This window comes from Pimelobacter simplex (assembly GCF_024662235.1).
Classification (GTDB): domain Bacteria; phylum Actinomycetota; class Actinomycetes; order Propionibacteriales; family Nocardioidaceae; genus Nocardioides.
Map to the genome: position 1 here is coordinate 4,580,517 of NZ_CP096276.1, position 11,405 is coordinate 4,591,921.

Consider the following 11,405-nt stretch of genomic DNA (forward strand, 5'->3'; position numbering starts at 1 on the left):
CCCTCGGCGGGATGGCTACCGACTCCACCCCCAGCGCTGCGCCCGGTCTCTGCTTCGGGGCCGTGGCCGAGGCGTACGACCGCGGCCGCCCGGGCTACCCGCGCGAGGCCGTGGCGTGGCTGACCGGCGACGAGCCGCTGTCGGTGCTGGAGCTGGGCGCCGGGACCGGCAAGCTGACCGAGCACCTCGTCGCGCTCGGGCACGACGTGCACGCCACCGACCCCGACCCGCGCATGCTCGACCGGCTGGCCCTGCGGCTGCCCGAGCTGCGGGTCTCGCAGACCAGCGCCGAGGAGATCCCCGCCGCCGACGCGACGTACGACGTCGTGGTGGTCGGCGAGGCCTACGCGTGGTTCGACCACGACCAGGCCCTGCCCGAGATCGCGCGGGTGCTCAAGCGCGGCGGCTCGCTGGCGTTCGTGCGCAACGTGCGCGACGAGCGGATCCCGTGGGTCAAGCGGCTCGGCGGCCTGATCGGTCGCCAGAGCGCCGGTACGGGCGTGGGCGACGAGCTCGAGGCGTCGCCCTACTTCGGGCCGGCCGAGGAGACGACGTTCAAGCAGTGGCAGGTCATCGACCGCGCGTCGGTGCAGGACCTGGTCCGCTCGCTGCCCGACGTCGCCGGGCTCGAGCGCAGCGCGCAGGAGTCGCGGATCCGCGAGGTGCTCGCGTTCTACGACGACTTCGGCCGCGGCATGGACGGCATGCAGCTGCCCTACGTCACGGAGTGCTTCCGCGCGGTCGTCGGCATCCAGCCCAAGACCGTCGCGAAGAACCCGGAGCCGGTCGCCGTCGACGGCGGCCCCGAGACGGCCGAGGGCACCGAGCGTGCGGAGGGCGCGTCGGCCGCCGGCGAGTACGCCGGTGAGTACGTCGGCGAGCCCACCGTCCCGGTCGCGCTGGCGCCCGCCGTGGAGCCGCCGGCCGACGACGACTCCGGCATGCTGCTCATCGACTTCCGCTGACCTTGGCCCTCGCTCCGGCGAGGTAGCGCGTGACATAGGGCCGCACGGGCTGGTCGGCCGCGTCGCCGATCCCGATCAGCACCCGGTAGACGAGTGGGCCGAGGAAGTCGGTGACCGCGGCGTCGAGGTCCGTGCTCGCCGGCAGGTCGCCGCGGTCGAGGACCCGCTGGAGGACCGGCCGGCCGCTCGCGACGAGCGGGTCGCCGTCGCGCAGGAGCGCGGCGATCTTGGCGTCGTGCTGGGCCTCGCCGAGCAGCGCGCGGTAGGCGAGGCCGGCGTGGGCGGAGCCGAGGAAGGCCAGGACGGCGCTCGCGTAGGCGCTGAGCTCGGCGGCGGAGCTGCGCCCGGGCGGCGTGCGCAGCTCCCCCGCGGCGTCGTGGGTGGTGGCTTCGAGCAGGATCTCGGCCTTGGACGACCACCAGCGGTAGACGGTCTGCTTGCCCACGCCCGCCCGGGCGGCGATGCCGGTCATCGTCATCGCGGCGTAGCCCACCTCGACGAGGAGGTCGTCGACGGCGTGGAGCACGGCGGTACGGGCCGCCTCGCTGCGGGGGCGACCGAGGGCCGGGGGCAGCGGACTGCTCATGCGCGCGATCCTAGGCGGCGAGGGCCACGGGACGGCGGGCGCTGCGGAGGGTGAGCGCGCCGACCACGGCGACGAGCACCGCGGCGGCGGCGACGAAGACCAGTCCGGCGTCGCGCAGCCCGATGGCGCTCGCGAGCAGGCCGACACCGATCGCCGGGACCGCGAGCATCAGGTAGAGCCCGGCGAAGAAGGACGACGACACCGCCCCGCGGCTGGCCGGCTCGGCCTGCTCCACGGTGAGCGCGAGGCCGGCGTTGAGGCACAGCCCGCTCGCGAGGCCGAGGACCGCGGCGGCCACCAGCAGGGGGACGAGCAGGACGGCGGCGAGGGCGAGCGCCAGCGTGGCGGCGGCGACCACGAGTCCGGTGCAGCCGACGACGATCGCCGTGCGCGGGCCGGTGCCGCGGGCGGCGAGCTGGCCGAGCGCCATCCCGCCGAAGGCGAGGAAGACGACGAAGCCGGCGAGCGCGTGGCTGTCGTGGTGCAGCGAGCGGGCCAGGAAGAGCGACGAGACCGCGGTCAGCACGCCGATGGCGGCGAAGCCGCTGCCGGCGGCGAGCACCGCGCGGACGAAGGCGCCGCGGATCTCGGCCGGGACGGACAGGCGCTGGAAGCGCACGCTGACCCGGCCGGTGCGCTCCGGCGCCGGGACGAAGGCGTACAGGCCGGCCGCGGCGACGACGGCGAGGGCGAGGTGCACGCCGTAGGGGACGACGAGGGGCGCGCCCGCGAGCTCGGCGACGATTCCGGCGAGGAGCGTGCCGACCGCGAGGCCGCCGGCGTTGGCGCCCACGGCGAGCGCCCCGGCCGTCGTACGGCGCTCGGGGGCGAAGGCGTCGATGAGGGCGGCGGTGCCGGTCCCGCTCATCAGTCCGGCCGCGAGACCCGAGACGACGCGGGCCACGACGAGCAGCGGGAGCGAGGGCGGCAGCAGGAAGAGGACGGCGCTCAGACCGGCGAGGGTGGTCGCGGCGACGAGGACGGGACGCCGGCCGACCTGGTCGGAGAGCCGGCCGAAGCAGAGCAGGGCGCCGACGACACCGAGGGCGTAGACCGCGAACAGGATCGTGACGGTGAGCTCGGAGAAGTCGAGGCGCGCGGAGTAGATCGCGTAGAGCGGCGTCGGGAGCGTCGTACCGAGCATGGTGACGAGGAAGGCGAACGCGATCGCGGCGATCGCGGGAGGGGACACGGGCTGGGGCGGGTTCATGGGGGTCTGCCTTTCAGGAAACGAGACGCTCTGTCTCGTTTCTCGACGCTAGCAGAAACCGAGACGGAGCGTCTCGTATTTGTGAGCAGCGGCACCCCGCTCCGCCGGTGCATGATGAGTCCCATGCGGACGGAGCGGCGGTGGCGGCGCGGGCGCGGGCGGCTCGGGAGCGAGGCCGACCGGGCGGCGTTCCGGGCGCTGCACCAGGCGTCCCTGGCCGCACCGGCGCTGCGCGAGGGACTGACCACGGCGAGCGCGGAGCGGGCCGTGCGGCACCTGCGCACCCTGCTCGGTACGCCGGCCGTCGCGATCACCGACACCGAGGCGGTCCTCGCCTGGGACGGGCTCGGCACCCACCACCTCGACCAGGCCCCCGTGGTCGGACTGCTCGCGATCGAGAAGGGGGCGACCCGGACCGTCGATCGCAGCCAGCTCGGCTGCTCGGTCGGCGGCTGCCCGATCCGGACCGGTGTGGTGAGCCCGCTGGTGGTGGAGGGGCGGGTGCTCGGGACCGTCCAGGCGTTCGCGCCGACGCCGACGGCGGGACTGGTCCGGGCGACCGAGGAGGTCGCCGAGTGGGTCTCCGGGCAGCTCGCGCTGGCCGAGCTCGACGCCCACCGCAACCGGATGATCGAGGCCGAGGTCCGCGCACTGCGCGCCCAGATCAGTCCGCACTTCGTCTACAACTCGCTCAACGCGATCGCGAGCTTCGTCCGGACCGATCCCGACCGGGCGCGCGAGCTGCTGCTGGAGTTCGCGGACTTCACGCGCTACTCCTTCCGGCGGCACGGGGAGTTCACGACGCTGGCCGAGGAGCTGCGCTCGATCGAGCGCTACCTCCTGCTGGAGCAGGCGCGGTTCGGTGACCGGCTCCAGGTGACGCTCAACGTGGCGCCGGAGGTGCTGCCGGTCGTCGTACCGTTCCTCTGCATCCAGCCGCTCGTCGAGAACGCCGTCCGGCACGGTCTCGAGAGCATCGAGCAGACCGGCCAGCTGACGATCGTCGCGCACGACCGCGGGCACGAGGCGGTGCTGGAGGTCGAGGACAACGGGGTCGGCGAGGACCCCGACAAGGTACGACGCGCGCTCGCCGGCGACGTCGCGCTCGACTCGGTCGGCCTCGGCAACGTGGACGCACGGCTGCGCGCGACCTTCGGTGACGACTACGGTCTGGTCGTGGAGACCGCTCCGGGGGCCGGGACCAAGGTGATCGTGCGCGTGCCGAAGTTCGCGCCGGGGGTGAGCGTGTGAGCGGCCTGCGGGTGCTGGCGATCGACGACGAGCGCCCGGCTCTGGACGAGCTGACCTACCTGCTGCAGGCCGACGACCGGGTCGCCGAGGTGGTCGCGTGCCAGTCGGCGACCGACGGGCTGCGGATCCTGCGCGAGCGCGAGGTCGACTGCGTCTTCCTCGACGTCCAGATGCCCGGCCTGAGCGGGCTCGAGCTGGCCGAGGTGCTCGGCCGGTTCAAGCAGCCGCCGCCGGTGGTGTTCGTGACCGCGCACGAGCAGCACGCGGTGGATGCCTTCGACCTGCACGCGGTCGACTACGTGCTCAAGCCGGTCCGGCCGGAGCGCCTCGCCGAAGCCGTACGACGCGTGCTCGGCGGCACCGCTCCCCCACCGCCCGCGAGCGACACCCAGGTCGCGGTGGAGCGCGGCGGCGTCACCCGGTTCGTCGACCGCGGGGACATCACGCACGTGGAGGCGCAGGGCGACTACGCCCGGCTGCACACCGCCAACGGCGAGGCGTACCTGGTCCGGGTGCCACTGACGACGCTGGAGGAGGAGTGGGCCGAGGCCGGGTTCCACCGGATCCACCGCTCGTTGCTGGTCGCCCTCGCCCACGTCACCGAGGTCCGCACCGAGGCCGGGCGCACCTCGGTACGGATCGGGGCGACCGAGCTGCCCGTCAGCCGGCGGCACACCCGCGGGCTGCGCGACGTCCTGGTCCGGCGGGCGCGCGCGGGCTCATGACCGAGCGGGTACGGGTCACCGGGCCGCCGCGGCACACCGCCGCGGCCGCGGGCCGACCCGCGAGCCGGCTCGGCGACGTCCACGAGCAGACCGCGCTGGGCGACGTCTACCTGCGCTCGCTGCTGCGCGAGCAGCTCGGGCTCGCCGCCCGGGTGCTCGGCGTCCTCGCGCTCACCCTCGGCGTCCTGCCGATCGCGTTCCGCCTCGCCCCGGGGCTGGCCGACGCGCACCCACTGGGGATCCCGCTGCCCTGGCTGTTGCTCGGCGTCCTGGTGCACCCGTTCCTGCTGCTCCTCGCCTGGCGCTACGTGCGCCGGGCCGAGCGCAACGAGCGCGCGTTCGCGGACCTCGTCGGGGGCGAGGAGCCGTGAGCTCGGCCGCCGTACCGGGGCTGGTCGCGGTCGTCCTGGTGACGCTGGTGACCCTGGCGATCGGCATCTGGGGGCTCAAGGTCTCGCGCACGACGAGCGACTTCTTCGTGGCCTCGCGGACCGTGCGGCCGGGGCTCAACGCGTCGGCCATCGGCGGGGAGTACCTCTCCGCGGCGTCCTTCCTCGGCATCGCCGGGCTGCTGCTCGTCGGCGGGGCGGACATGCTCTGGTACCCCGTCGGGTGGACCGCCGGCTACCTCGTGCTCCTCGTCTTGGTGGCGGCGCCGCTGCGCCGCTCGGGGGCGTACACGCTGCCCGACTTCGCCGAGGCGCGGCTCGGCTCACGCACCGTCCGCGCCGCCTGCTCGCTGCTCGTGGTCGGCATCGGCTGGCTCTACCTGATCCCCCAGTTCGAGGGCGCCGGCCTGACCCTGCGCACCGCGATCGGCGCGCCCGAGTGGGCCGGCCCGGTCGTCGTCGGCGGGGTCGTGCTCGCCAACGTGACCGCCGGCGGGATGCGCTCGGTGACCTTCGTCCAGGCGTTCCAGTACTGGCTCAAGCTGACCGCGATCCTGGTGCCGGTCGCCGTCCTGCTCGTGGTGTGGTGGGGCGACGGGCGGCCGAGCAGTCCGGCGGGCGCCGACGGCTGGTCGATCCCGGTCGCGGGGGACGGCGGGATCGGGCTGTACACGACGTACTCGCTGATCGCGGGGCTGTTCCTCGGCACGATGGGCCTGCCGCACGTGGTCGTGCGCTTCTACACCAACCCCGACGGCCGCGCGGCCCGCCGGACCACGGTCGTCGTCCTGGCGCTGCTGGGGCTGTTCTACCTCTGGCCGCCGGTCTACGCCGCCCTCGGCCGCGTGTACGCCGGCCGGCTGGTCGACGAGGGACGCTCCGACGTCCTCGTGCTCGAGCTGCCGCGCCTGATGCTCGGCGGCCTCGGCGGCGACCTGCTGACCGGCCTGGTCACGGCGGGCGCGTTCGCCGCGTTCCTGTCGACCTCGTCGGGACTCGCGATCGCCGTCTCCGGCGTGCTCACCCAGGACGTCACCACGCGCCTGGTCGGCGAGCGGCGCGGTGGGGTCGCGGCCTTCCGGCTCGCGGCGGTCGTCGCGGTCGTGATCCCCGTCGTCGCGGCCCTGCTGGTGCGCAACGTGGGGGTGGCGCAGTCGGTGGGCCTGGCGTTCGCGGTGGCCGCGTCGACGTTCTGCCCGCTGCTGGTGCTCGGCATCTGGTGGCGGCGGCTGACCGACGCCGGTGCGCTGGCCGGGCTCGCCGCCGGCGGGCTCGGCGCGGGCGGGGCGGCGATCGCGACGCTGGCCGGCTATGCGCCGGGGGGATGGACCGGGGCGCTGCTCGCGCAGCCGGCGGCGTGGAGCGTGCCGCTCGCCGTACTGGTGATGGTGGGGGTGTCGCTGGGGACGGCGAGCCGGGAGCCGGTGCATGCGCGGCGGTTCCTGGTGCGGTTGCACACGCCGGAGACGTTGGGGGCGGACCGGGGGTGACGGCGCTCGCCGGCTGATCTGCGTAAGGACGCGCGTGGTTCTGCGTCCCTCCAGTGGCCCCGGCGCCGAGGCCGTCCCTCCCGGACAGGCAGCGCACCACGGAGCTGCTGAGCGGCTGCGCGTCCCCACGGCGCGCAGCCGCTCAGCGAACGGACCAGCAGGTGATCGACGGCGGCTTGGGGGATTTCCCACCGAAGCCGCCCATTGCCCCTTCTTGTCCCCCTACGGTGTCGCGATGAGCTCCCTCGGCGACGTCCTTCCTGCCGTCCCGCCCGCAGCACGACCGTCGCGTCGCCGCCGCCGGACGGCGCTGCTCGCGGCGGGCGCCGTGGGCGCCGTCGCGGTGGTCGGGGGCGGAGCCTGGGCCTGGCGGGAGTGGTTCGCCCAGGGGCCGCAGGCGGCCGAGGCGCTGCCCGCCGACACCGTGGCGTACGTCGCGGTGGATCTCGACCCTCCGGGCGGGCAGAAGGTGGCGGCGTACGACACCTTGCGGCGGTTCCCGAGCCTGAAGAAGCACCTCGGGCTGGCGAGCCAGGACGATCTACGACGCTCGCTCGTCGAGCAGGTGATCGACGACAACGGCTGCGGCCTCGGGTTCGACGACTTCGACGGGTGGGCGGGCGACCGGGCGGCGCTGGCCGTCGTACCCCAGGACGAGCTGGAGCCGGTCGTCGTCGTCCAGGCGGGCGATGCCGACGAGGCGCGCACCGGGCTGGCGAAGGCGCTCGCGGGGTGCGAGGACGAGGTCGGCTTCGCGACCGGGGACGGTTGGGTGGTGCTGGCCCGCACCGAGACGGTGGCGCGCCAGGTGCTGGCCGACGGCCGGAAGGCGCGGCTGGCCGAGGACCGCACGTTCCGCGACCTGACCGGCGCCGCGGGCGACCCGGGCGTGGTGACGCTCTACGCGTCCCCGGAGGCGGGTCAGGCCGTGCTCGCCGAGATCGCGGAGGATCCGTTCTTCGCGCTGTTCGCGTTCGGGAGCCTCGGCCAGGTCGATCCGATCAGCTCACTGCTGGCGTTCGCCTCGTTCCTCTCCTTCGACCTGGAGGAGGCGGACGACCACGCGTTCGAGACCGAGGACGACTTCGAGGACGACTACGAGGAGAGCTACCTGGACGACCTGGTCCCCGAGGAGCTGCGCAAGCAGCTGGCAGCCTTCGCCGGGCTGGGCGGCGTGGCGCGCTTCGAGGACGGGACGCTGGAGCTGGAGGTCGTGGCCGACCCTGCACTGCCCAGCTCAGCCGTCCGGTACGACGGCCGCGACGCTCTCGCCGCCGTGCGCGAGCTGCCGGCGGGTGTCGCGCTGGCGTTCGGCGGCGGGTTCGCCGACGGCTGGGCCGAGAAGGCGGTCCAGGAGAACTCCGGCGTCACCTCCGCGAAGGCGTTCGAGAAGGCGACGGGGCTCGGGCCCGCCGACCTCGCGGCGCTGGGCGGCGACCGGGTGGCGTTCGTCGCCGCGGCCGACTTCGTCGCGCGGCTCGACTCCGGCGGCCCCCGCGAAGCCCCGCTGGCCGCCCGGGTGACCGGCGATCCCGAGACGATCGAGGCGGCCCTCGCGAAGCTGCGCACGGGCATCGGCCCCGAGGTGGCGCCGTTCCTCGCGTCGCGGCGGGTCGACGGCGGCGTGCTCATCGGGCCGAGCGCGGCGTTCCTCGACGAGCTGGCACGTCCGCAGGCGAACCTCGGCGACGACGAGCGCTTCCAGCGGGTGCTCCCGGACGCCGCGGAGGCGACCACGCTGACCTACGTCGACTTCGACGCGGGTGACTGGCTGGTCGACTTCGCCGAGGGCGACCTGCGCGCCACCGACATCGCCCCGCTCGACTCCGCCGGGCTCCTCGTCGCCGACGACGGCGACCGGCAGCGACTGGTGCTGCGGGTCGCCTTCGACGAGTAGCCCGGCGCCGACCGCCCAGCCGACGAGGTCAGCCGGTGAACTCGGCCGGGTGCGGCCCCACCCGCCCGTCCCGCTCCAGCCCGTCGACGGCGGCCAGGTCCGCCGCGGTCAGTTCGAAGCCGTCGAGGTCGAGGTTGGCCGCGATCCGGGACGGGGTGACCGACTTGGGGATGACGACGCGGCCCTGCTGGAGGTGCCAGCGCAGGATCACCTGGGCGGGCGTGCGGCCGAGGCGCTCGGCGATGGTGGTGATGGTCGGGTCGGTGAGGAGGGCGCCCTGGGCGAGGGGGCTCCAGGCCTCGGTGACGATGCCGAGGGCGGCGTCGGCGGCGAGGATGTCGCGCTGCTGGAGGGCGGGGTGGAGCTCGACCTGGTTGACGGCGGGGACGGTGCCGCCGAGGCCGGCGACCCGGTGCAGGTGGTCGGGCAGGAAGTTCGAGACGCCGATGGCGCGGACCCGGCCGGCGGCGTACAGCTCCTCGAGGCCGGTCCAGGCGTCGAGGTAGCGGTCGTTCGCGGGGGCCGGCCAGTGGATCAGGTAGAGGTCGGCGTGGTCGAGGCCGAGGCGCTCCAGGCTGGCGTCGTAGGCGGCGACGGCGGAGCCGTGGTCGCTGTTCCAGAGCTTGGTGGTGACGAACAGCTCGTCGCGGGCGAGGCCGGAGGCGGCGAGGGCGCGGCCGACGCCCTCCTCGTTGCCGTAGATCGAGGCGGTGTCGATGCTGCGGTAGCCGACCTCGAGGGCGGCGCTGACGGCCGCCTCGGTCTCGTCGTTCGGGACCTGGAAGACGCCGAAGCCGACCTGCGGCATGACGACTCCGTTGTTGAGCGTGACCTGCATCTGCATGGGATCCTCCTGGGGTACGGGGTGGGTTCAGGCGGCGACGGGTGTCGCGACCGGAGCAGGGGTACGACGCAGCTCGCCGCCGGGCGCCAGGGCGGCGACGACGAGCACGACGAGGCCGGCGGCGGTGATGGCGGCGCCGGCCCAGAGGGGTGAGGTGTAGCCGAGGCCGGCGGCCAGGGTGAGGCCGCCGATCCAGGCACCGAGGGCGTTGCCGACGTTGAACGCGGCGATGTTGGCGCCCGAGGCGAGGGTGGGCGCGCGGTCGGCGTACGCCATGACGCGCATCTGGAGGCCGGGCACGGTCGCGAAGCCGACCCCGCCCATGAGGACCAGGGCGATCACGGTGAGGACCGGGCTGCTCGCGGTGAGCGCGAAGCCGGCCAGGACCACGATGAGGGCAGCGAGGACAACGAGCAGCGTGCGGACCAGGTCGCGGTCGGCGGCCCGGCCGCCGAGGACGTTGCCGGCGACCATGCCGGCGCCGAAGAGGACCAGCAGCAGGGGGACGGCGCCGGAGGCGAAGCCGCTCACCTCGGTGAGCGTGAAGGCGATGTAGGTGAAGCCGCCGAACATGCCGCCGTACCCGAGGACGGTGACGGTGATCGAGAGCCAGACCTGGGGGCTGCGGAAGGCGGCGAGCTCGGCGCGGGGGCTCGAGGCGGGCGCCGCGCCGCGGGCGGCGGGGACGAGGGCGGCGATGCCGACGAGGGCGAGGACGCCGATCACGGTGATCGCCCAGAACGTCGAGCGCCAGCCGGCGGCCTGGCCGAGCAGGGTGCCGAGGGGGACGCCGAGGACGTTGGCGAGGGTGAGTCCGCCGAACATGAAGGCGATGGCGCTGGCCTTGCGCTCGGGCGCGACGAGCTGGGCGGCGACGACGGAGCCGATACCGAAGAAGGCGCCGTGGCACAGGGCCGCGACGACGCGGCCGGACATCATGGTGGCGTAGTCCGGCGCGAGGGCCGAGATCAGGTTGCCGAGGATGAAGAGCACCATCAGGCCGAGCAGCGCGGTCTTGCGCGGCACCCGGGTGAGGGCGAGGGTCAGCACGATCGCGCCGACCGCGACGCTGAGCGCGTAGCCGGAGATGAGGTAGCCGGCGGTCGTCTCGGTGACGGCGAAGTCGTCCGCGACCTCGGGCAGCAGGCCCATGATCACGAACTCCGTCAGGCCGATCCCGAACCCGCCGATGGCGAGCGCCACGAGTGCGACTGGCATGGGCAGTTGCTCCTACGAAGAGAGAGGTGCGGTGAGTAGCGTGGGGAGATAGTCGGCGTCTGCATTAGTTGCACACGCGCCTTATCGATAGTTGCACACGCGCACTATCCGCGCAACTCAGGTATGCTGAGCCGGGCAGGGACCGACGAGAGGAGCCCCGATGGGCATCGCCGACGACGCCGTGGAGATCCGCGCGCAGGGCTGGCGCACGCTGGCCGCCGTCCACGGACTCATCGAGGCGGCGCTCGAGAAGGCGCTCCAGCGCGAGCACGGCCTCTCCGTGGTCGAGTTCACCGTGCTCGACGCGCTCAGCCGCCAGGACGGCTGGCACATGCGGATGCAGCAGCTCGCCCGTGCGGCGGCGCTGTCGGCGTCCGCGACGACCCGGCTGGTCACCCGGCTCGAGAACCGCGGGCTGCTGACCCGGATCCTGTGCGCCGACGACCGGCGCGGCATCTACACCGAGCTCACCCCGGCCGGACGGGCGCTCCTCGCGAAGGCGCGCCCCCTCCACGACGAGGTGCTGCGCACGACGCTCGACGAGGCACAGGAGATCCCCGAGCTCGCCGGGCTCGCGGGCTTCGTCGGCTCGGTCGCCGCGAGCTAGGCCTTGGCGACGGTGCCGTCGGCGTCGCGACGCACGGCGTCACCGACCTCGACGGCGTTCCAGACGTCCTTGTCGACGCGGGCCTTGACGATCGCGCCGCCGGTGGTGCGCACCTTGAGCCGGCGGTACATGTTGGCTCCGTCGTAGAGCCCCCGCGACTTCTTGACGACGACACCTTCCCAGGCCTCGGTCATGACGGTCTCCTCTCCGAGGTTCGACGAAC

General features: G+C 74.2%; 12 protein-coding genes. 7 read left to right on the top strand and 5 right to left on the bottom strand.

The features are described from left to right. The first annotated feature begins 11 nt into the window (after positions 1–11). The gene (locus M0M48_RS22475) at positions 12–965 is read left to right on the top strand and encodes a class I SAM-dependent methyltransferase (RefSeq protein ID WP_257752829.1); all 954 of its coding nucleotides are present in this window, start codon (positions 12–14) and stop codon (positions 963–965) included. On the opposite strand, the gene M0M48_RS22480 is transcribed toward M0M48_RS22475, so the two are convergent. Together M0M48_RS22480 and M0M48_RS22485 are read right to left on the bottom strand one after the other, a co-directional pair. Further along, complete coding sequence (locus M0M48_RS22480) at positions 949–1,551, bottom strand: TetR/AcrR family transcriptional regulator (protein WP_257752830.1); 603 nt, start codon at positions 1,549–1,551, stop codon at positions 949–951. The genes M0M48_RS22475 and M0M48_RS22480 overlap by 17 nt on opposite strands. A 10-nt stretch (positions 1,552–1,561) precedes the next feature. Then, positions 1,562–2,761 carry an MFS transporter gene (locus tag M0M48_RS22485; protein ID WP_257752831.1) on the bottom strand — a complete coding sequence of 400 codons (1,200 nt, stop codon included), beginning with the start codon at positions 2,759–2,761 and terminating at the stop codon, positions 1,562–1,564. Between the two features lie 123 nt (positions 2,762–2,884). Here M0M48_RS22485 and M0M48_RS22490 point away from each other — a divergent pair, with 123 nt between their 5' ends. The 5 genes from M0M48_RS22490 (at position 2,885) to M0M48_RS22510 (ending at position 8,513) form a co-directional block, all read left to right on the top strand. Then, a complete protein-coding gene (locus M0M48_RS22490; protein ID WP_308220334.1) occupies positions 2,885–4,012 on the top strand; it encodes a sensor histidine kinase in 1,128 nt (375 codons plus the stop codon). Beyond that, positions 4,009–4,737: a LytR/AlgR family response regulator transcription factor gene (locus M0M48_RS22495; RefSeq protein ID WP_215812371.1), complete on the top strand. Its 729-nt coding sequence runs from the start codon at positions 4,009–4,011 to the stop codon at positions 4,735–4,737. The genes M0M48_RS22490 and M0M48_RS22495 overlap by 4 nt, the downstream gene beginning before the upstream one ends. Next, complete coding sequence (locus tag M0M48_RS22500; RefSeq protein WP_215812370.1) at positions 4,734–5,108, top strand: hypothetical protein; 375 nt, start codon at positions 4,734–4,736, stop codon at positions 5,106–5,108. Before M0M48_RS22495 ends, M0M48_RS22500 begins: the two co-directional genes overlap by 4 nt. Beyond that, a complete protein-coding gene (locus M0M48_RS22505; protein ID WP_257752833.1) occupies positions 5,105–6,616 on the top strand; it encodes a sodium/solute symporter in 1,512 nt (503 codons plus the stop codon). Before M0M48_RS22500 ends, M0M48_RS22505 begins: the two co-directional genes overlap by 4 nt. A gap of 235 nt (positions 6,617–6,851) precedes the next feature. Next, positions 6,852–8,513 (top strand): hypothetical protein, encoded by a 1,662-nt coding sequence (locus M0M48_RS22510; RefSeq protein WP_257752834.1) that lies wholly within the window; start codon positions 6,852–6,854, stop codon positions 8,511–8,513. A gap of 28 nt (positions 8,514–8,541) precedes the next feature. Here the strand turns inward: M0M48_RS22510 and M0M48_RS22515 are convergent, their stop codons facing one another. Then, entirely contained in the window at positions 8,542–9,357 is an 816-nt protein-coding gene (locus M0M48_RS22515) for an aldo/keto reductase (RefSeq protein ID WP_374586257.1), read from the bottom strand. Positions 9,358–9,384: 27 nt separating this feature from the next. Beyond that, entirely contained in the window at positions 9,385–10,575 is a 1,191-nt protein-coding gene (locus M0M48_RS22520) for an MFS transporter (protein ID WP_257752835.1), read from the bottom strand. 160 nt (positions 10,576–10,735) lie between these two features. On the opposite strand from M0M48_RS22520, the gene M0M48_RS22525 reads away from it, so the two are divergent. Beyond that, positions 10,736–11,182: a MarR family winged helix-turn-helix transcriptional regulator gene (locus M0M48_RS22525; RefSeq protein WP_215812367.1), complete on the top strand. Its 447-nt coding sequence runs from the start codon at positions 10,736–10,738 to the stop codon at positions 11,180–11,182. On the opposite strand, the gene M0M48_RS22530 is transcribed toward M0M48_RS22525, so the two are convergent. Continuing rightward, positions 11,179–11,376: a DUF7489 domain-containing protein gene (locus tag M0M48_RS22530; RefSeq protein WP_215812366.1), complete on the bottom strand. Its 198-nt coding sequence runs from the start codon at positions 11,374–11,376 to the stop codon at positions 11,179–11,181. The two genes, M0M48_RS22525 and M0M48_RS22530, sit on opposite strands and share 4 nt — an antisense overlap. Positions 11,377–11,405 lie beyond the last annotated feature (29 nt).